Raw genomic sequence first — 19699 nt, forward strand, 5'->3', positions numbered from 1 at the left:
GCTAACTCCACTCCTTTTGGAAGAAGGCGACCGCGGTGTCGAGGATGGCGGGCACTTGGGCTTCGGCGAAGAAGAAGGCGTGATCGCCGCCTTCGATGGTGATCAGCTCATGGGGCACGTCGGCTTCTGCGAGCGCATCGGCCAAGAGCTCACTCTGAGAGAGCGGTACCAACCCGTCGCTGTCGCCGTGGATGAGCAGGAACGGTGGCGCTTCCGCGGTGACGTAGCCCAGGGGGCTGGCGGCGTCCAGGAGCGCAGGATCGCTCGATCCCCCTACCAGCATGGGTCCGGGTTCTAACGGCATGCCGTCGGGGACGGCGGCCAACAGAGCGGGGCTGAGGAAGTCCCCGGTCGCAACCATCGGCGGGATGAGGGTCAGTGAGGACACTCCGTAGAAGTCGACGACGGCGCTCACGGAGCTGGATTGTCTCTGTACGCCGAGGCCCCCTTCTAGGTCTTCCCTGCCTCCGGTGAGCCCAAGGAGGGCAGCGAGGTGGCCGCCCGCGGATTCACCCCAGGCCCCGATGCGGTGTGCGTCGAGTCCGAGGAGCTCAGCGTGTTCGCGCAGGTAGCGTACGGCGGCTTTGAGGTCGTGGAGCTGGGCAGGGAATGGGGCTTCCAGGGCGTGGCGGTAGTCCACCGTGGCGCAGGCGATGCCTGCCGCGTTCAGGAGGCGGAACACGGACTCCGGCGCGTATGTGGGGGGCAGTTCGCGGCGATCCCCGAGTTGGAAGGCCCCGCCATGGATCCAAACCACTACCGGGACCAGGGTGTCCACTGCCGTGCGTGGAAGCCAGATGTCCATTGCGAGCCGACGGAAACCGACGGCAATCGCGTAGCTGAGTTCCCGGTGGACCACGGAATGCTCGGACACAATGTCAGGTGTGCCTGGCGTTTGGTAGGCGGGGAAGGGTGGAGGGTTCGGCACACGCCGTGCTGGGCCGTCAGTTGCGGCGATTACAGTTTGCTGGGTCACGTTGCACTCCTTGTGAGTTGTGGTTGGTGGTCGAAGCCGCCCATCGGGGCGGTGAAGCGGTAGGTTCCGGGCCCGACGTCGGACGCTGACTGTCCGGGGAGGCGGACTTCCGCTGTCGTTTCGGGCGGGACGGTGACAGAGAGGGTGAGCTGCTCATCGTTGAGGCGCCAGGCGACGTCGATTGGCCCGTGCGGACCGTGGTGGGAAGTGTTCGCGGACGTGATGCCCGCACCGGGCTGCGGCTCGATGATGATCCGTTCGTAACCTGCACTGCCCGGAGCTTGGCGCAGGCCCGCGGTGTAGCGGTGCAGGAAGGACACAACGGCACCCTTGCTGTAGTGGTTCAGCGATGCTTTGGGGGAACCGTCGGCGTCGATACCGTTCCAGTCTTCCCAGACGGTGGTGGCACCCCTGTCCACCATCAAGAGCCAGGACGGCGCGGAGTCCTGCATCAACAGTTCATAGGCAAGCTCAAGGTGGCCGTTGTCGGCCAGGACCGGCAGCAAGTAGGGCGTGGCGAGGAAGCCGGTTCCCACATGGGTTCCCGCGTCTTTGATGAGCCGAACGAGCTGCTGCGCGACGGCGGGACGGGCGGATTCGGGCACCAAATCGAAGGCAAGAGCCCGGACGCAGTTCGCCTGGCTCTTCCCGTGGGTTGTGCCGTCTCCCACGTGGCCGTCGCTGCCCAGGTACTCTTGCGCCCAGGCTTGGCGGACCTTCTCCGACAGTTCGGCGAGTTCCCGCGCCTCCCTTTCCTTGCCTAGGACGGCCGCGATTCTCGCCATGATCGCTGACGATTGCCGGAAGTATGCCGTGGCCACGATGCCCTGATCCGCTGACTTGAAGGCGTGGAGATCGGGCTCCGGTCCGTCGGGTTCCAGCCATTCTCCCCAGTGGAAGCCTGTGTCCCAGAGGTACTGCTCGTGCGATGCCGGGAGCGGGCTCGCCGCCACACGCTCAGGGTGGCGGTTCTGCGCTGCCGATTCCCGGACGAAACCAAGCCAACGTTCCATCGCTTCCCAGTTCTCGGCCAGGATCCCCGCGTCGCCCGTGGCGAGGTAGACCTCCCAAGGCACCACGACGATCGCGTCGCCCCACCCTGCCGAGCCGTTGACGAACGCCATGAAGTCGCTCCGGGTAGCCGCAGCTCCCGGGGACGGTGAAATGTTGGCGATCACTCCGTTGTCCCACTGATCTGCCCGGACATCTCTGAGCCACTTCCGGGAGAAGCCGGCGACGTCGTAAAGGTACGCCGCGGTGGGGACGAAGAGTTGCCAGTCCCCCGTCCAGCCGGCCTTTTCGCGCTGCGGGCAGTCGGTGGGGACCTCGCAGGCGTTGTCCCGGAAGCTCCACTCCACGATCTGGTGCAGCCTGTTCAAGCGCTCATCACTGCAGGCGAAGAACCCGAGGCGCTCCAGCTCGGTCTGGACCATGCAGCCGACAATGTCCTCCGGCTGCAGCTCCCCGGGAAGGCCCTGGACGGAGACATACTGGAAACCGTGGGTGGTGTGTCGGGGTTCGAACACTTCGCCCGGAGCGCCCGAGGAAATCACGGAGTCTACTTGTCCGGCCCCGAGGAACTGCCCTGGATTCCGGAAGTCGAGGGGACGGAGGTGGTCCTGGGTGACATCGCCGTCGGCATCCAGGGCTTCACCGTAAACCAGGGTGACGGTATCGCCGGTTTCCCCCAATCGAGTCAGCCTTACCCAGCCGTTGATGTTCTGTCCCAGGTCCACCACCTGGTTGCCGTTCCCCAGGCGAGTGATCGCGACCGGGGCCAGCGCTTCCACAATGCGGGCGGGAGGCGCGATCGGTCCGCTCAGCGCATCGAAGCTGGCCTCGCGGAGAACCGCCGTACCCGTATGGCGGCTCGCGAGCCTGCGGAAGTCCGCGTGCTGTCCTTCCATCAGGTCGGCGCTGACGATCTCCGACACAGAAACCAGCCACGACGCGTCGGTGCCGATCGTCGTCCGCACTCCGCTGGACTGCAGTTCGACCTGCGCGAGCAACGCGGTCTGCGTTCCGTACATGTCGGCGTCGCGCGTGTACCCGAACGTGCCCCGGTACCAGCCATCCGTGAGGACGGCCCGGACAGTGTTTGCCCCTAGGCGGAGCAGCGCGCCGACGTCGTAGGCCTGCACCTGAAGGGTGCTGTGGTAGCTCGTGGAACCGGGCGTCAGCTGCTGGTCCCCCACGCGCTGGCCGTTGATGAACAGCTCGTAGATCCCGTGGGCCGTGGCGTACACGCGGGCCAGATCCGGTGCCGCCTTCAGCGTGAATTCCTGATAGAGCGCGTACCCTGGGCGCTCACCTGGCTGTGGGAACTGCTGCCCATGGATTTCCTGTTCGTCGGGACCGATCCACTGCGCGGACCAGTCAGTGGGGTGCAGCAGGCCCAGTTCCACGGGCATCGGCTCGGACCAATCAGATTCCCGCTCGGCGCCGTCGGGGTACAGGTTCCACGTCCGCACCTTCCATTCGAAACGGTCCCGTGAGCCAAGCTCAGGTCCGTCATAGGGCACGGAACGGTGTTCGCTTGACTCGACCCTTCCTGTGTCCCAGCCGTTGCTCGTGGCCAACTGGTAGCCGGTTTGGCGGATGGTTCCTTGCGGGGGCTCCCAACCCAGACGCGGCCGAACGATGGTGATACCGAAGGCTTCGCCCAAGTGTTCTGTACGCAGGCGCCCCGGTTTTCTCAGAGGAGGAAGGTTAGGTGCTGGCTGGCTCATGGTTCCTTTCAAGACTTTGAACGGGCGGCCCACCCAACTAACTCGCAGTAAGTGTCGTTTTGGAGGCTCAAAACGACGTTAAGTGCGAGTCAGTTGGGTGGGCAGGTTGTTGAAGTTCATCGGCGAGGAATTGAAGCCCGCGCTGGACCACACCCAGGGCGGCGGAATGATTGAGGTAGCCATGAGTCGTTCCGGGTTCCATCCGGTATCGGACAGGAATGTCTGCAGCACGCAGCCCTTCAACAAAGAGTTCCCCGGAGAAGCGCAGGTTGTCGTACTCGCAGGACAGAACGGCCGACGGCGGCAGGCCTGCGGGATCGGCGTGCCCGGGCATGGCGTAGGAGGATGCCATGGTGAGGGGACCGCCGATGTAGTTCTCCACCATGTTGCGGCAGTCCTCCTCGGTGAACCAGAGGAACGGGGGGATGTCCGCCGGCGACGGGAGGACGAGCTCCCGCTCCCCAGGGAGTTCGCCGTGCAGGAACGGGTAGGCGAGCACCAGTTTGGCGGGCAGCGGCAGTCCGGCATCCTTGAGGTAGAGCGCCGCTCCGACGGCAAGGTTTCCACCCGCACTGGCACCGCCCAAGCACAGCCGCGATGGATCCAGCCCGAGCTCGGCGGCGTTTCCGACTGTCCACAACCAAGCGGTCAGCACGTCCTCATGCGGAACCGGGAAGTGGATCCCGTCGAGCGCCAGCCGGTAGCCCACAGTTACCACCACTCCGCCACTCCGAGCAGCCACTTCCCGGCCCAGTTGCTCCGATTCGCGCATGTCCAGTCCGCCAACGGCAAAGTTGCCGCCATGCATCCACACCAAGGCCGGTGCCCCGCCGTCGTCCGCTCTGCCGTTGCGGGCCTCGCCGTAGATCCGGATCGGCACAGGACCATTAGGTCCGGCCACGTCCATGGCGCGGACGGGAACGTCCGGCGCCGCATACGGAATCAGGCCTCCACAAAAGGCCTCAAGGCGTTGATGCCCGGCCGGATCGGCAAGGAGCTCGGAGGTGGAACTGGCCTGGCCCACATGATGCGTGAGCCCGGCCAGCTCCGGATCCAAGGTCATGGCCGTGCCGACAGTTGTGGGGTGCGCGAGACGTCGGTTTGCGCCACATCGCAGCTGAAGGTGTATACCCCGGAGCCGATGTCGTAGCGGCTTTCGGCCGCGTCCGGCAGGTGCACTGCAGCGGTACAGCCTGCAGGTACCGTTACCGCGAGGGAGAACGCTTGACCCGAAAGCTCCCAGCGCACCGCGGCTTCGCCGTACGGGGTTTCGTGCCGGGCTTCCGCCCAGTCGAGCCCTCCGCCGGGCCGCGGCCGCACTTCGATGTTGCGGTAACCCAGTTCCGCGGGCGCGAGGCCCGCGACCGTGCGGTGCATCCAGTCGGCCACGGCGCCGAGCGCGTAGTGGTTGAAGGAGGTCATTTCCCCCGGGTTGATACTGCCGTCCGGAAGCATGGCGTCCCAGCGTTCCCAGATCGTCGTAGCGCCCATGGTCACCGGGTAGAGCCAGGACGGGCATTCAGTCTGGAGCAGCAGTCGGTAGGCCGCCGGCGCGTAGCCGTGATCGCTCAGCGCATCGCACACCAAGGGGGTTCCCACGAAACCGGTGGCGATCCGGTATCCATCAGCCTCAACCGCAGCCGCCAAGCCAGCAGCCGCCACCGCGCGCTCCGCGGGTTCGAGGACCCCGAAACTCAAGGCCACGGAGTAGGCGGTCTGTGTCTCCGGCGTGATCCGGCCACCTTCGGCGACGAACCTTTCACGGAACACCGTCCTGGCACGGAGACCGAGTTCACGGAAGCGGGCGGATTCGTCGTCGTCACCCACCAAAGCCGCGGCCTGGGACGCCACCGACGCAGAGTGGGCCAGGTATGCCTGTGCCACGAACTGCCAAGGGGTCCGGGCAGCTCCCGGCTCATTCGGCGGTGCCGCCGGGTCCAGCCAGTCGCCGAACTGCATACCTTGCTCAAAGCGCAACTCCGGTCCCGCGGCTTCCACTGCCGCTTCGAGCCAGGCGCGCATGCTGGGCAATTGGCGGCGCAGGAACTCGAGGTCCCCCGTGCACTGGTACAGCACCCAGGGAACCAGCACGGCGGCATCGCCCCACGCCGCCATCACCGGACGGACCGGGAACGGCGGCATATCGAATGTGACCTCGGGGACCACCAGCGGCGGTGGCCCGTAGGTTCCCTGCTCAGCCGAAAGGTCCTTGAGCCAAGAGGCGGTGAACCCGGGGATCCGATAGAGGAACGATGCCGTTGCTGCGAAGACCTGGAAGTCACCGGTCCAGCCGAGACGTTCGTTGCGCTGCGGGCAGTCCGTGGGCACGTCCACGAAGTTCCCGCGCATGCCCCACAGGACGTTGGAATGCAGCTGGTTCAACATAGGGTCCGAGCATTCAAAAGTTCCGCTGCGCAACAGGTCCGAATGGACGACGACGGCGGTGAAAGCTTCGGGATTGAGCTCACCCGGCCAGCCACTCACCTCCACGTAGCGGAATCCATGGATGGTGAATTCCGGTTCCCACTGCTCTTCGGTCCCGCCGCGGAGGATGTAGCGGTCGGTCTGCTTCGCGACGCGCAGGGGCCTGGTCCCGAGTTCTCCATGTTCAAGCACTTCAGCGTGCCGCAGGACCACCTCCGTGCCACGCTCGCCGCTGACCCTGATCCGCACGTGTCCCACGAGGTTCTGGCCGAAATCCAGGAGCGTCTTACCGGAAGGAGACGTCAGCACGGCTTTCACTGCCAGCTCTTCCGTGGCCCGGACCGGCGGACCGTCAGGTGCCACGAACACCGCGGGGTCGAAATTCTCTTCCACAACGCCGTCAAACGTGGTGTCCAAGGAACCGGCCCAACCTTGGTCCGCCATGCGGGCGTCGTAGCTCTCGCCGTTGTAGAGGTCGGCTGCCAGGACAGGACCCGTTCCTGCCTTCCAGGAGTTGTCGGTGCCGATGAGGGTAACTTCGCCAAGGTCATCGACGATCTCAAGCTGGGCGATCGCCGCCGTACGGTTTCCGTAGTAGTTCCGCTTCTCCTGGAAGCCAAGGTTGCCGCGCCACCAACCGTCAGCAAGTTCAAGCCCGATGACATTGGTGCCGGGCTGCAGGTAGTCCGTCACATCGTGGGTTTGGTACCGCAGCCGGTGGTGGTAGCTGGTCCACCCGGGAGCCAGGCGTTCGTTACCTATCCGCCGGCCGTTAATGTAGGCCACGTAAAGGCCGTGGGCGCTCGCATAGAGCCGGGCGGAGGCCGCATGACCGTCCAGTTCAAAGGTCCGGCTCAGTCGAGAAGCGGGTTCGGTGTCCACGCTGGCTTCCTTCCAAGCCGGGCGGATCATCGAGGCCTGCCAGTCGGTGGCGTGCAGGAGCCCGGCTTCCACAAACGCAAGGGGGCTCCATGAGGAAGGAACGCCATCGTCCGCTCCCCAGACCCGGACGCGCGCCGCGACGCGCTGCCGGCTCTTCAAAGGGGCTGCAGGCCACGGCCGCAGGAGCTGCTCGGCGGTTTCGACCCGCCCGTAGCTGACGAGGCTGGTTTCGTCCGGACCGAGTTCCAGTTCATAAGCGGCTTGGACCCAGCCGGTCCGTTCGGTAGTTACCTGCCAGGACAGCCGAGGCCGGTCTTCCCCGATGCCGAGGGGCTCTTCGTGGTGTTCGAAGCGGAGGGCGGAAGGGACAGTCATTGAGTTGCTCCTGGGATAAAGGGAAGGAAGGGGGTGGTCAGGCGTAGTGGCAGGCAACATCGGCCTCGCCCACCTTGCGGAGGGCGGGACGTTCCGATGCGCAAAGATCGGTGGCCAACGGGCAGCGCTGCCGGAAGGGACAGCCTCCCGGTGTTGCCGCCACGGCTGCTGCGGTGCGGACGCCGAGGGATTCGCGTAGCGCGCGGCGCTCGGCCTGTTCTGCCGGACGCGGCACCGGTGAGGCGGCAACCAATGCCTGGGTGAAGGGATGTTTCGGGGATTCGGTGACGGCCGCGGCCGGGCCGGTTTCCATGACTTGGCCGCGGTAAAGCACCACGACGCGCTGGGCCAGAAATTGCACCACCGAGATGTCGTGCGCGATGAACAGGTAGCTCAGGCCGCGTTCATCCCGCAGATCGGCGAGGAGGTTGAGCACCTGCGCCTGGGTGGAAAGGTCCAAGGCGCTCACGGCTTCGTCGCATACTACGAGCCGGGGTTCGCAGATCAGTGCCCTGGCCACCGAGATGCGCTGTCTTTGGCCACCGGAGAACTGGCTGGGGTAGCGGTCCACGGCTTCGCGTGGAAGTCCCACTCGTTCCAGCATGTCCTCGGCCCGGGTTCGTGCCTCACCAGCGGATACTCCCCGAACGCGCAGAGGTTCAGCGATCGAAGCGCCGATGGTTTTGCGGGGGTTGAGGGAGGAGTTGGGGTCTTGGAAGACCGCCCGCAGCTCATTGCCGAGCGCGCGACGGCGGGCGGCATCCGAATGGGTGATGTCGCCGCCCTGGAAAGCGATGGAGCCGGCGGTCACCTTTTGCAGGCCGAGGATGGCCTTGCCGATGGTGGACTTGCCGGAGCCGGACTCCCCCACGAGCCCCACGGTCTCGCCGGGCTCGATGCTGAAGCTCACGCCGTCGACGGCGGCAGGAGCCGAGGCTGCCTTGCGTCCGTTGCCGTAGCGCACCACTAGGTCCTTGACCTCCAACATAGGCTGCCCTGCGATAGCCAGCCCGGTGTCGTCGCGTTCTGCCGTTTCGATGCTCATGCCATGTCCTTTTCAACGATCTCAAGTACGCGGTGGCCCGGGACTTCCGTGGGGAGCCAGCCGAGGCCCTCGACGGCCAACTCGTCGGCCTTCACACACCGGACGGTGCCGTCCTCCGCACCGGATGAAAGCAGCGGCACGGGAGCCGTGCATGCCGATCCGGCGAATTGGCAGCGTGCCATGAAACGGCAGCCGCCCGGCCAGTCCTTGGGCTGGGGAACCTGGCCTTTGATGGTGGCCAGCCTCTCCGGCATATCGTGGGCGGTATTGGCGTGTGGATCGGCGGCCAGTAGCGCGAGGGTGTAAGGGTGGCGGGGCCGGTCCAGGATGCGCGCGGTCCGGCCGCTTTCCACCACCTGGCCGGCGTACATCACGGCCACGTTGTCACAAATGTCCGCCACCACACCGAGGTCGTGGGTCACAAGTACCACCGACATGCCCGTGTCCTTCACGAGCGAACGGAGCAGCGACAGGATCTCGGCCTGTACCGTCACGTCCAGCGCGGTGGTGGGTTCGTCAGCCACCAGCAAGCGGGGACGCCCCGACAGTGCCATCGCGATGGCGACACGCTGGGCCATTCCGCCGGAGATCTGGTGCGGATAGACCTTCAGGATGCGCTTGGCATCCACGATGCCCACCTTCTCCAGCAGGCTGAGGGCCTCGTTGTTGGCTTCGGTCCGGCCCATGCCACGCAGGCGCCGAATGGTTGCCGTCAACTGGTAGCCAACAGTGAACATGGGGTCGAGCGCCCGCATCGGTTCCTGGGAGATGAGGGCGATGTCGCGGCCCCGGAGGCCTTCCATGTCCTTCTCAGTGGCGCTGGCCAGGTTCTGTCCGCTCCACAGGATCTGCCCGAACGTTGCCGACACTCCCGACGGAAGAAGGCCCAGGAGCGACAGGGCAGTCATGGTTTTACCGCAACCGGACTCACCGACCAGGCCCAGCACCGTTCCTTGCTCGACGTCGAAGGAGACGTCCGTGACCAGTGCCGTCCCGCCGTCGACCCCCACGGACAGTCCGCGCACGCTCAGGTGGCCGGGAGCCGGGGCGTCTTTCACCGGCTGCTCGACGGCGGCAGCCGCCGCTGCGGCGATCGCCCGGCGCCGCCGGATGGCGGCAGACGGAAGGTGCGGCGCCGCGGCGTTCGGACCGTTGCCCAGGGCGTTGCCGATCGCGTTGGCCGAGAGGACAGTCAGTGCGAGCACCGCGCCGGTGGGAACCATGAGCCAAGGGGCGTCGTAGACGTGCTGGGAGGCGCCTTGGATCATGCCGCCCCAGCTCGGTTGTGGAATGGGTGGCCCGAAGCCGATGAATGCGAGACCTGCCTGGATCAACATGCCAACCGCGAAGATCAGCGCCGACTGAACCACGATCGTGTTGCTTAAGCCGGGAAGGACATGCCGGAGGCTGATCCCGAGCGGTCCGACGCCGTCCACCTTCGCGGCGTCGACGTACAGCTGGGATTGCAGCGACTTCGCCTGTCCGAGCATCACGCGATAGATCCCGGCCGAAATGAGGACGCCGAGGATGGCCATGATCAGCGGAATGTTCGTACCGATTGCGCCGATCACTGCGAGGATGATGACAGTACCGGGCAAGGACATCATGATCTCCGTGACGCGGCTGATGATCCCTTCGGCACGGAACGAGGCGGCGGCGTACAGCGCAAGGACCGTCCCCAGCCCGACGCCGACGATTACCGTGATGAGGGATGTCCCCAGCGTCCCGGCTGCTGATGCGAAAATGCGGCTCAGCAGGTCGCGGCCGAGTTCGTCGGTTCCAAGCCAGTGCGAGGCGGTGGGTCCGGAGAGAACAGCGCTGAAATCCTGGTCTTCAGTCTTGAAGGGCAACCACAGCGGTGCCGTGAGGGAAGCGAGCACCAATACAGCGAGCCAGGCAATTCCCGCCACCGCTCCGGGAGAGCTCAGAAGCCTGTGCCCTGAGAACTTGGTGAGGGAGGTCTTCCGCACGGAAGCGGTGGGAGTAATCGCGGGAATCATGCGGCACGCAACTTCGGGTCGAGGAATTTGGTAGTGAGTTCGAGGACGAGGTTCACTGCGACAACCACCACCGTTGCCACCACCACCACGCCTTGAACCGCGGGAGCATCGTGGGTACTGACGGAGGTCTGGACGGCCTGGCCGAGGCCCGGCATCGCAAACAGCTGCTCCGCGATCACCGATCCGCCGAAGAGCCCGATGAATTGCAGCGCGATCCCGGCCACGATGGGGAGGCTGGCGTAACGCAGTGCGTGGACGTAAAGGATCCTCCACGTAGGAGTTGCCGTGGCGCGCAACGTCCGGATGTGCTCCTGCTGAAGGGCGTCGAGCATTGATGCCCGGGTCTGGCGGGCAATGAAGGCGGCGGCTCCTACCGCGAGGGTGATGATGGGAAGCGCCAAGGACAACGCCCAGTCCTGCGGGGAAACCGAGAAGGGGACGAACCCGGTTGCCGGGAAGACGGACGACTGTACCGCGAAGAGGTAAACGAAGATGATGCCGATCCAGAAGGCCGGAAGCGCCACGAGGAGTCCGAGGAACCCTCCAATGACCTGGTCCAGCAGGCCACCGCGCACGGCTGCGGTGACGCCGAGTGCGATGCCGAGGATGGCGCTCAAGACGGTGGCCCCGGCTGCCAAAGCGGCCGTGACAGGAAGCCGGTTCGCCAGGTCCGCACTGATGGATCGCCCATCGATAAGGGAGTTCCCGAAGTTTCCTTGGACAGCGTCGCCAAGCCAACGGAAGAACTGAACCACGAGCGGGTCGTTCCACCCGAGATGCTGGTTGAACGCATCGATTGCTTCCTGCGAGGCGCCCGCGCCGAGTGACACTGCACCCGGGCTGCCTGGCATGGCGTGGACCAGCAGGAATGCCAGCACCGCCACCACCAGCACAGTGGCAAGCGCCATCAACAGGCGCTTGGCTACGAACATTGCCATGGTGACCTCCATTGGTCGGGCCGGACGCCTTCTGTGACGAAGGCGTCCGGCCGGGTGGATCAGTTGGTGGGTGCGTAGGACGAGAGCAAGGGGTAGGCGTTGCTGCCCGCGAACGTGACCTGCTGGACCTTCTTGGTGTTGTAGCCCTGGTTGGTCAGGGATTCGTACAGCGGGATCATCCAGCCGGACTCCACCAGACGGGTGTTGAGCTTCGTGAGGGCTGTCTTCTTCGAGGCGTCGTCCTTTGCGGCCGCGGCCTCGCCGGTGGCCGCCGTCAGCTGCGCGTCGGTGGCCTTCTGCACGTTGGTGAAACCGTTCAGGACCACGCCGTACATGAGGCCAACCGGGTTGTCCCACCCAAGCGCGGCGTAGCCGAGTGGCGTGGTGGCAACGGCCGCAAACGCCTCGTCGGTTGAAGAGGCCATCTTGATGTTCATCTTGATCCCGACGGCGGCCAGGTCCTTCTGGACGGCCTGAAGATCTGTCTGGGTTTCGGCACTGCCGACAATCGTGAATTCAAAGCCGTTGGGGTAGCCGGCCTCTGCCAGGAGGCTCTTGGCCTTCGCCGGGTCATAGGCAAACTCCGTGTTCAGCGCTTCGGTGAAGCCGGCGGAGTCCTTGGGCAGGGAGTTCCACGCCGCGATATCTCCCTTGTGCAGTGCATCTACGAGGGCCTGCCGGTTAATGGCGTATTGGAACGCCTGGCGGACCTTCTCGCTTGCGAAGGCGGGCGACGTCTTGCCGATCTTGTCGAAGGAGACCATGGTGTGGATGGTGCCGCCGATCTGGGAGACGCCGAGGCCCTTGGACTTGGCGAAGTCAACAGTGGGCGAGGTCAGGATTGCGACGTCGGCTTGGCCGGACACCAGGGCATTCGCCCGGGCCTGCGGGTCTTGAATGACGCTGAAGGTGATTTTGTTGTAGGCGTACTTCGATGCGTCGGTGCTCTTGCTGTTCTTCTGGAAGACGTACTTGTTGCCCTTCACCGTGCCTGACATTTCGAGGGTGTAAGGCCCGGATCCGTCCGGGGTGGTGGAGAGGCTCGCGGTGTTTGCTACGGCAGTCTTGCCGACGATCATGCCCATGGTTCCAGAGAGGTTTTTCTCAAAGCCAGGCTGAGCCTTGGCGAAGGTGATGGCCACCTGCGTCGGGCTGACCACGTCCACGGAGGTGACTTCCTGGGCCCCTCCCTTGGCGATGGCCGAGTAGGCGCTCAGCGCGGTGTCCGAACGGCGGTCGAGGTTCGCTTTGACGAGTGCCGCGTCCAGGGTGGACCCGTCGGTGAAGGTCACCCCGTCCTTCAGGTTTAGTGTGAGGACGGTGCTGTCTGCGTTGTAGCTGAACGACGTCGCGAGGCCCGGTCCCACACTGCCATCGGGCTGAAGCGTCATGAGGTTGTCATACAGGCCTTCAAAGAACTGCCGCTGGGCATCGGCCACGCGCAGCGGGTCGTAGCCGAAGGATGCGCTGTCGCTATCGCTCGCGATCGTCAAGGTGCTCTTGTCAACCGCGGTTGAAGCGGAGCTTCCGCCCCCACAGGCGGTCAAGGATCCAAGGAGGAGTGCCCCGGCCAGAGCGGCCGCGCTCCGTTGTGCCGCTGGATTCAGGAGTTTCATGTGTGCGCCTTCGCATTCTTTGAGGAACGGGTTCTTTTGAGGAACTGGGATTTAACATCTGGGGACCGGGAGTCCGAGCCGCTGGTCGACCATGACCTGCTTCCGGACCGTTCGTTCGATGCGGCTCGTATGGCGCTCGCCGACCGGCTTCTTCAAGAATCCGTTGAGGGCCTCCCGCAGCCCCATGTGAATTTCATTGGTTGAAACAGTATTGTGGTGAGGATCACCCTGGCGGACTCAAGGAGGAGCTTCCCGATGACAGCTGGACCCGGGCCGCAAGCTGAAGTGCCGCAGCGTGGCAAACGCCCCAAGCAGGGCGAACCGGTGATTGACCGGGCGCTGAGCCTGCTCGCCGTGTTCACCGACCGACGTCGGGCGCTGACTTTGTCCGAAATGGCGAGATACGCAGGAATGCCGGCGCCGACGGCGTTGCGCCTGATTGCGCGATTGGTCGCCTGGGGCGCGCTGGAACGGCTCGACGACGGCCGCTACGTCGTGGGGGTGCGGCTCTGGGAAGTGGCGTCGCTCTCGCCCCGCGGCCACGGTGTGCGGGAAATCGCGCTTCCGTACCTGGAGGACTTGTTCGAAGTCACGCGCCACCACGTGCTCCTTGCCGTGCGGGACAAGAACGAGGCGGTGCTCATCGAGAGGCTCTCGTCCAAGGAAGCGACAGAAGTGGCATACCGGGTCGGCGGACGTTTGCCGCTTCGCTACACGGCCGTCGGCCTGGTCCTTCTGGCCGGGGCGGACGCCGCGTTCCAGGAGTGGACCATCAGGCAGCCAGCGGATGTGGAGGCCGGCGTGGACGCCATGCCGGAGGGCCAATTGAGGCGAACCCTGTCCGACGTGCGGCGGACAGGCGTCGCGATGATCCGCCGCTCGGCCCCTTCCAGGACCGTTTCCGTGGCTTCTCCCATCTTCGACGCCCAAGGCGCGGTTGTTGCTGCGCTCTCCATCGTGGTTCCCGACGGCGCCACTCCGCCGAACGTGCTTGCCCCGGCAGTGCAGGCAACGGCACGCGCGGTGTCCCGCAACCTCGGGTACAACCCCGAAGTGAGCAACGCGGTCCGAACCCACGCGTAATCTCAAGCCGCTTAACGCCCGACGGCGGCCCGCACCGCAAAGTGCGAACCGCCGTCAGGTGCCGCCTAGCCGACGTTCGTCAACCGAGCCTGCGCGGCCTGCGCAATGTCGCCCAGCCAGTACGCACTCGGCTTGGGAGTGCGCTCCTGGGTGGTCCGATCGACGGCAATCAGCCCGAATTTGGGCCCATACCCGAAGATCCACTCGAAGTTGTCGAACGCCGTCCACGCGATGTAGCCGCGGACGTCGATGCCGTCGGCCAAGCATGCTTCGACCACTGACACGGCCGTCTTGAGGTACTCGAGCCGCTGTGAATCGTCTTCGGTGGCAAGGCCGTTTTCCGTGACCATCACGGGGATGCCGGCGATCCTGTCGGCTTCTCGGATGGTCACCTCGAGGGCCTGCGGATAGATCTCCTCGCCCATCTGGTTGATAGGTACTCCGTCGGGAGCGGGCGCAAGGCCGTCGGGTCCGAACACGGTCCGGCCGTAGGTCTGGATGCCCACGAAGTCATCGCCGCGGGACGCTTCAAGGAACCGCTCGTTGACGTCGCGTCGCACCTGGTCAGCGAGCTCCTGTCCGCCCTCTGCGGCTTGGATGTCGGAGTTCGCGAGAGTCCAGCCCACCTGCAGTTCGGGCCTACGTGCCTTGATGGCGTCCCGCGCGGCGTGGTGGGCCTCGAGTTTGATGTCGAAGCCTGCGTCGGACACGGTGAACTGGAAGGGAGCCACCCTGCTCGCATCGATGCCGAGGCGCTCCGCGGCTGCCGCCCAAATGGGCACCTCACCCCGCTGTTCCGCCGGCTCACCGCCGATGCCCAGCGCTTTCAAGAGCCACGGAAGGTTGGGTTCATTGAGCGTACAAGCGACGCCGATGAGGTCGCCGAGATGCTCGGTGACCCGGTCGCAGTACCGCGCAAAGCGCTCGGGCGTCGCGGCGTCCTCCCAACCTCCTGCGGCGAGGAGCCAGCGCGGAGAGGTGAAGTGGTGGTACGTGACCACCGGCGTGAGCCCATGCTCGTGGCAGGCTTCCAGCATTCGGCGGTAGTGGTCCAGTTCGGCCACGGAGAAGTGGCCTTCTTCGGGCTCAATTCGTGCCCATTCCAGGGAAAAACGGTAGCTGGTGAATCCCAGTGAGGCGATCAGCGCGATGTCCTCGCGGTACCGGTGGTAATGGTCGACGGCGTCTCCGGAGGGTTCGGCGAAGATCGTCCCGGGGAGGTTCTCGAGGAACCAGGTGTCGTTGTTGGTGTTGTTTCCCTCCACTTGGTGGGCTGCTGTGGCGACGCCCCAGAGGAAGTTCTCGGGGAAGTGCTGGGAATTGCTCAATGGAAGTCCTTTCTGCGGCCGCGCGAAGCGGCACCCGCCACGGGGCTGCATTGCCTGGCGGTGTACCCACCCTAGAGTAAACATGTTCCAGTTTGGAATAGGTTCAGTCGAATTCCTTTGCCATAATGGAAAAGGAATGAGGGCAAGCCTCGTGGCGGGCCCTCCGGAAGAGGCAATAACGTGACCAGGAAGACGGCGACATGACCGAGACGACTGCCCGGCAGCCGGCGCGCAGCGGGCGCAGGGCCCCCTATGTGAATGGTGAGCGCAAGAGGGCCGAGCTCGTGGACGCCGCCTTCGCGGTTTTCGCGGACAAAGGCTTCCAGTCGCTGTCAATCCGCCAGATCGCCGATGAAATCGGAACGAGCCACACCGCCTTGCGGCACCATTTCGGGAGCAAGGACGCCTTGTTGGAGGCCGTCCTGGTTCGCCGCGAAGAACGGGAAGGCCCTTGGCGGCGCGGAATGCTCGAGCAAAAAGGCCTGCTGGAAACCGTGCCGGAGGTCATGCGCAGCAACTCGCTCATCCGCGGCGTGATCCAGCTCGACGCGACGCTCCGGGCGGAGGCCGTGCGGCCGGACCACCCCGCGCACGGGTTCATCCGCCGTCGCGACGAGGAAATCATCAGTTCGATCCGCGCCGAGCTCGAGCGGGAAATCTCCGCCGGCCGCGCGGCCGCAGACCTCAATCCCGGAATCGTTGCCCGGCAGATCGCCTCCCTCATCGAAGGCGTTCAGCTGGCCTGGCTCTACGACGACTCAGTGGACATGGCGGAGCATCTGGAGGCGTTCCTGCGACTGCTCAGGCCCGGCTCGTAGCTTTCCAGCTGGACGCTTGCCCTGACGAGTGCCCGGAGTTCGGCCAGGCCTCCCGTAACGGCTCCGGCCGCGCGGGCCTGGACCAGTACGTTTCCGAGCGCCGTAGCTTCCACGGGACCGGCCACAACCGTCTTGCCGGTGGCATCTGCGGTGAGCTGGCACAGCAGCCTGTTCTGAGAGCCGCCGCCCACGATGTGGACCACCGAGGTCTCCTTGCCGGACAGTTCTTCGGCGCGTGCCAGGGTCCGCGCATAGGCGGCCGCGAGGCTGTCCAGGATGCAGCGCACGACGGCGGCCGGACGGTCCGGGAGGACGGCGCCGCCGGCGCGCACGGAGGCCCGGATGCGGTCCGGCATGTTGTCGGGGGCGATGAACGCGGGATCGTCGGCGTTGATCTGCGGGCCGCCGGCGGGAAGTGCCGCCGCGGACTCCAGGAGCGCGGCTAAGTCCTGCCGGTGCCCTTCGGCGGCCCAGGCGCGTTGGCATTCGCTGAGCAACCACAGGCCGCCCACGTTGCGCAGGTACCTGATGGTGCCGTCGACGCCCCGCTCGTTGGTGAAGTTGGCCAATCGGCTTGTTTCATCGAGGACCGGGCTGTCCAATTCCACGCCCACGAGGGACCAGGTGCCGGAAGAAATGTAGGCGAAGTCTTCCTGCTGCGCAGGAACGGCTGCCACTGCCGAGGCGGTGTCGTGCGATCCGACGGCAACCACCACGGTCTCCGCTCCGAGGCCCGTCCGGGCCGCGACGTCCGGAAGCAGCGTGCCTATGGTCTCGCCTGCCTGGATGATGGCCGGGAACAGGTTCTTGGGCAGGCCGAGTAGATTGAAGAAATCGCTGGCCCACTCCCCCGCGACGGCGTCAAAAAGTCCGGTGGTGGAGGCATTCGTGGCCTCGGTGCGACGTTGCCCGGTGAGCCTGAATGCAATCAAGTCCGGGATGAGCAACGCCTGGACGCCGCTTAGTTCACGTTCGGTGGCGAGCTGGTAAAGCGTATTGAACTGCAGGAACTGCAGCCCGGTGGCGGCATAGAGCCGTGCCGGGTCCAGCACGTTGTGAACGTCCGCGACCGCGGTGCGCCCGCGCTCGTCGCGGTAGCTGAACGGCTGGGTCCGCAGGGCACCGGAGGCATCCACGAGTCCGTAGTCCACGGCCCACGTGTCGATCCCGATACTGGCGATCCGCTCCCCGCCTGCGGCGGCCGTTTCCGCGGCCGCCGCAAGTCCCTTGAGCACCTCCTCGAGGAGGGCGTCGAAATCCCAGTGGAGTCCGCCGTCGAGCTCTACGACGCCGTTGGGGAAACGGTGCACGGTTTCGAGCGAGACCGTTTTGCCGGACGCACTGCCGCGGGTGACACGGCCGAGCATGACGCGCCCGGAAGATGCTCCGATATCGACAGCGGCGAAAACGCCGGCGCCAGCCTCCTTACCGCTCATCGCAGGAAGGCCGCGGCGACGCCCGCGTCCACGGGGATGTGCAGGCCCGTGGTGTGCGAGAGTTCGTTGCTGGTCAGCACGGCGGCGGCGTTGGCCACGTGCTCGGGCAGGACTTCGCGCTTGAGCAGGGTGCGCTGGGCGTAGTACTTGCCCAGTTCCTGCTCGTCGACGCCGTAGACGGCGGCGCGCTTGGCGCCCCAGCCGCCGGCGAAGATGCCCGAGCCGCGGACCACGCCGTCGGGGTTGATGCCGTTGACGCGGATGCCGTACTCGCCCAGTTCCGCGGCCAGGAGGCGGACCTGGTGGGCCTGATCCGCCTTGGTGGCAGAGTAGGCGATGTTATTCGGGCCCGCGAACACCGAGTTCTTGGAGGAAATGTAGACAATGTCCCCGCCCATGCCTTGGTCGATCATGACCTTCGCCGCGGCCTTGGAGACCAGGAACGATCCCTTGGCCATGACATTGTGCTGCAGGTCCCAGTCCTTCTCCGTGGTTTCCAGCAGCGGCTTGGAGATGGACAGGCCCGCGTTGTTGACCACGAGGTCGAGTCCGCCGAAGGCCAGGACGGCTTCCTGGATGGCGGCAGCGATCTGGGCTTCGTCGGTGACGTCTGCCTGCACTCCGATGGCGACGTCCGCGCCGCCGAGTTCGGCCGCGACGGCCTGCGCGTTGTCCAGGTTGAGGTCCGCGATGACCACGCAGGCGCCGTCTGCGGCGAGGCGGGTCGCGATCGCCTTGCCGATGCCCGACGCCGCGCCGGTCACCAAAGCGATGCGCGTGGCGTGCGATTTGGGTTTGGGCATCCGGGCGAGCTTGGCTTCCTCCAGGGCCCAGTATTCGATCCGGAACTTCTCGGATTCCTCGATCGGCGCGTAGGAAGAGATGGCCTCGGCGCCGCGCATCACGTTGATCGCGTTGAGGTAGAACTCGCCCGCGACCCGTGCCGTCTGCTTGTCCTTGCCGTAGGAGAACATCCCGACGCCGGGAACCAGGACAATGGCCGGGTCCGCGCCGCGCAGGGCCGGGCTGTTATCGTCCGCGTGGCGGTCGTAGTAGGCCTGGTAATCCTCGCGGTATGCCGCGTGCAGCTCCTTGAGGCGTGCGACGCTCTCCTCGATGCCGGCGTCGGCCGGCAGGTCCAGGACGAGCGGCTTGACCTTGGTGCGCAGGAAGTGGTCCGGGCAGGAGGTGCCCAGTGCGCCCAGGCGCGGGTGCTCGGCGCCTTCGAGGAATTCCAGGACCCGCGGATCGTAGCTGAAGTGGCCCACCTGCGGCTTGTCGGCCGAAGCCAGGCCGCGGATCACAGGAGCCAGGGAGGCCGCCTTGGCATGGCGATCAGCTTCCGGGAGCGCACCGTAGCCGGGGAGCTTGGCGCCGAAAGGCTCGGCTTTGCCGTTCTCCGCGATGTAGCGCTCTGCCTGCTCGATGATCCACAGGGAGTTGGCCTCGGCTTCCTCGCTCGTGGCGCCCCACGCCGTGATGCCGTGGCCGCCCAGGATGGTGCCGATGGCCAGCGGGTTGGCTTCCTTGATCGCGGCAATGTCCAGTCCCAGCTGGAAGCCGGGACGGCGCCACGGAACCCACACGACCTTCTCGCCGAAGACCTTGGAGGTCAGCGCTTCCCCGTCCACCGCCGTCGCGATCGCGATGCCGGAGTCCGGGTGCAGGTGGTCAACGTGCGCGGCGTCCACGAGCCCGTGCATGGCGGTGTCAATCGACGGCGCGGCGCCGCCCTTGCCGAACAGGCAGTAATCGAACGCGGCCACCATTTCGTCTTCGCGCTCGACGCCGGGGTAAACGGCCTTGAGCGCCTGCAGCCTGTCCAGCCGCAGCACGGCCAGGTTAGCCGCCTTCAGGGTTCCCAGGTCCCCGCCGGAACCCTTGACCCACAACAGCTCGACGTCCGCGCCGGTCACCGGGTCCTTTTCCGTGCCCTTCGCGGACGTGTTCCCGCCGGCGAAGTTGGTGTTCCGCTTGTCCGCGCCCAGGCGGTTGGAACGGCCGATCAGTTCTTCAACGGTCTTGTTAATTGTGTTCTGCATATTCATG

General features: G+C 65.6%; 13 protein-coding genes. 2 read left to right on the forward strand and 11 right to left on the reverse strand.

All coding sequences use genetic code 11. The features are described from left to right. Position 1 precedes the first annotated feature (1 nt). From ACSVHC_RS01205 to ACSVHC_RS01240, 8 genes are all read right to left on the reverse strand, one after another. Entirely contained in the window at positions 2-976 is a 975-nt protein-coding gene (locus tag ACSVHC_RS01205) for an alpha/beta hydrolase fold domain-containing protein (RefSeq protein WP_439180426.1), read from the reverse strand. Continuing rightward, positions 973-3705, reverse strand: coding sequence for a family 78 glycoside hydrolase catalytic domain (locus ACSVHC_RS01210; protein WP_439180427.1), 2733 nt, complete (start codon positions 3703-3705; stop codon positions 973-975). The genes ACSVHC_RS01205 and ACSVHC_RS01210 overlap by 4 nt, the downstream gene beginning before the upstream one ends. 67 nt (positions 3706-3772) lie before the next feature. Next, complete coding sequence (locus ACSVHC_RS01215; RefSeq protein WP_439180429.1) at positions 3773-4768, reverse strand: alpha/beta hydrolase fold domain-containing protein; 996 nt, start codon at positions 4766-4768, stop codon at positions 3773-3775. Then, positions 4765-7386, reverse strand: coding sequence for a glycoside hydrolase family 78 protein (locus tag ACSVHC_RS01220; RefSeq protein WP_439180430.1), 2622 nt, complete (start codon positions 7384-7386; stop codon positions 4765-4767). Before ACSVHC_RS01220 ends, ACSVHC_RS01215 begins: the two co-directional genes overlap by 4 nt. A 37-nt stretch (positions 7387-7423) precedes the next feature. Continuing rightward, entirely contained in the window at positions 7424-8431 is a 1008-nt protein-coding gene (locus ACSVHC_RS01225) for an ABC transporter ATP-binding protein (protein ID WP_439180432.1), read from the reverse strand. Next, complete coding sequence (locus ACSVHC_RS01230) at positions 8428-10431, reverse strand: dipeptide/oligopeptide/nickel ABC transporter permease/ATP-binding protein (protein ID WP_439180433.1); 2004 nt, start codon at positions 10429-10431, stop codon at positions 8428-8430. The genes ACSVHC_RS01225 and ACSVHC_RS01230 overlap by 4 nt, the downstream gene beginning before the upstream one ends. Further along, positions 10428-11381, reverse strand: a complete 954-nt coding sequence (locus ACSVHC_RS01235) for an ABC transporter permease (RefSeq protein ID WP_439180434.1) — start codon at positions 11379-11381, stop codon at positions 10428-10430. The genes ACSVHC_RS01230 and ACSVHC_RS01235 overlap by 4 nt, the downstream gene beginning before the upstream one ends. A 47-nt stretch (positions 11382-11428) precedes the next feature. Next, positions 11429-12985 carry an ABC transporter substrate-binding protein gene (locus tag ACSVHC_RS01240; protein ID WP_439180435.1) on the reverse strand — a complete coding sequence of 519 codons (1557 nt, stop codon included), beginning with the start codon at positions 12983-12985 and terminating at the stop codon, positions 11429-11431. Between the two features lie 255 nt (positions 12986-13240). On the opposite strand from ACSVHC_RS01240, the gene ACSVHC_RS01245 reads away from it, so the two are divergent. Further along, a complete protein-coding gene (locus ACSVHC_RS01245) occupies positions 13241-14068 on the forward strand; it encodes an IclR family transcriptional regulator (RefSeq protein WP_439180436.1) in 828 nt (275 codons plus the stop codon). A gap of 65 nt (positions 14069-14133) precedes the next feature. Here the strand turns inward: ACSVHC_RS01245 and ACSVHC_RS01250 are convergent, their stop codons facing one another. Continuing rightward, complete coding sequence (locus tag ACSVHC_RS01250; protein ID WP_439180437.1) at positions 14134-15396, reverse strand: glycoside hydrolase family 1 protein; 1263 nt, start codon at positions 15394-15396, stop codon at positions 14134-14136. A gap of 200 nt (positions 15397-15596) precedes the next feature. Here ACSVHC_RS01250 and ACSVHC_RS01255 point away from each other — a divergent pair, with 200 nt between their 5' ends. Then, complete coding sequence (locus tag ACSVHC_RS01255) at positions 15597-16214, forward strand: TetR/AcrR family transcriptional regulator (RefSeq protein WP_439180438.1); 618 nt, start codon at positions 15597-15599, stop codon at positions 16212-16214. Here ACSVHC_RS01255 and ACSVHC_RS01260 read toward each other — a convergent pair. Then, positions 16145-17650, reverse strand: coding sequence for a rhamnulokinase (locus ACSVHC_RS01260; RefSeq protein ID WP_439180440.1), 1506 nt, complete (start codon positions 17648-17650; stop codon positions 16145-16147). The genes ACSVHC_RS01255 and ACSVHC_RS01260 overlap by 70 nt on opposite strands. Continuing rightward, positions 17647-19698 carry a bifunctional aldolase/short-chain dehydrogenase gene (locus ACSVHC_RS01265; RefSeq protein ID WP_439180441.1) on the reverse strand — a complete coding sequence of 684 codons (2052 nt, stop codon included), beginning with the start codon at positions 19696-19698 and terminating at the stop codon, positions 17647-17649. Before ACSVHC_RS01265 ends, ACSVHC_RS01260 begins: the two co-directional genes overlap by 4 nt. Between the last annotated feature and the right edge of the window lies 1 nt (position 19699).

It is taken from the genome of Arthrobacter sp. KNU-44 (genome assembly GCF_051843155.1).
In the GTDB taxonomy this organism is placed as follows: domain Bacteria; phylum Actinomycetota; class Actinomycetes; order Actinomycetales; family Micrococcaceae; genus Arthrobacter.

What these genes read in the sequence shown, in the direction of transcription:
- ACSVHC_RS01210 (WP_439180427.1), bottom strand. Translation starts at nt 3,705, where the DNA reads ATGAGCCAGCCAGCACCTAACCTTCCTCCTCTGAGAAAACCGGGGCGC.
- ACSVHC_RS01215 (WP_439180429.1), bottom strand. Translation starts at nt 4,768, where the DNA reads ATGACCTTGGATCCGGAGCTGGCCGGGCTCACGCATCATGTGGGCCAG.
- ACSVHC_RS01220 (WP_439180430.1), bottom strand. Translation starts at nt 7,386, where the DNA reads ATGACTGTCCCTTCCGCCCTCCGCTTCGAACACCACGAAGAGCCCCTC.
- ACSVHC_RS01225 (WP_439180432.1), bottom strand. Translation starts at nt 8,431, where the DNA reads ATGAGCATCGAAACGGCAGAACGCGACGACACCGGGCTGGCTATCGCA.
- ACSVHC_RS01230 (WP_439180433.1), bottom strand. Translation starts at nt 10,431, where the DNA reads ATGATTCCCGCGATTACTCCCACCGCTTCCGTGCGGAAGACCTCCCTC.
- ACSVHC_RS01235 (WP_439180434.1), bottom strand. Translation starts at nt 11,381, where the DNA reads ATGGAGGTCACCATGGCAATGTTCGTAGCCAAGCGCCTGTTGATGGCG.
- ACSVHC_RS01240 (WP_439180435.1), bottom strand. Translation starts at nt 12,985, where the DNA reads ATGAAACTCCTGAATCCAGCGGCACAACGGAGCGCGGCCGCTCTGGCC.
- ACSVHC_RS01245 (WP_439180436.1), top strand. Translation starts at nt 13,241, where the DNA reads ATGACAGCTGGACCCGGGCCGCAAGCTGAAGTGCCGCAGCGTGGCAAA.
- ACSVHC_RS01255 (WP_439180438.1), top strand. Translation starts at nt 15,597, where the DNA reads ATGACCGAGACGACTGCCCGGCAGCCGGCGCGCAGCGGGCGCAGGGCC.
- ACSVHC_RS01260 (WP_439180440.1), bottom strand. Translation starts at nt 17,650, where the DNA reads ATGAGCGGTAAGGAGGCTGGCGCCGGCGTTTTCGCCGCTGTCGATATC.
- ACSVHC_RS01265 (WP_439180441.1), bottom strand. Translation starts at nt 19,698, where the DNA reads ATGAATATGCAGAACACAATTAACAAGACCGTTGAAGAACTGATCGGC.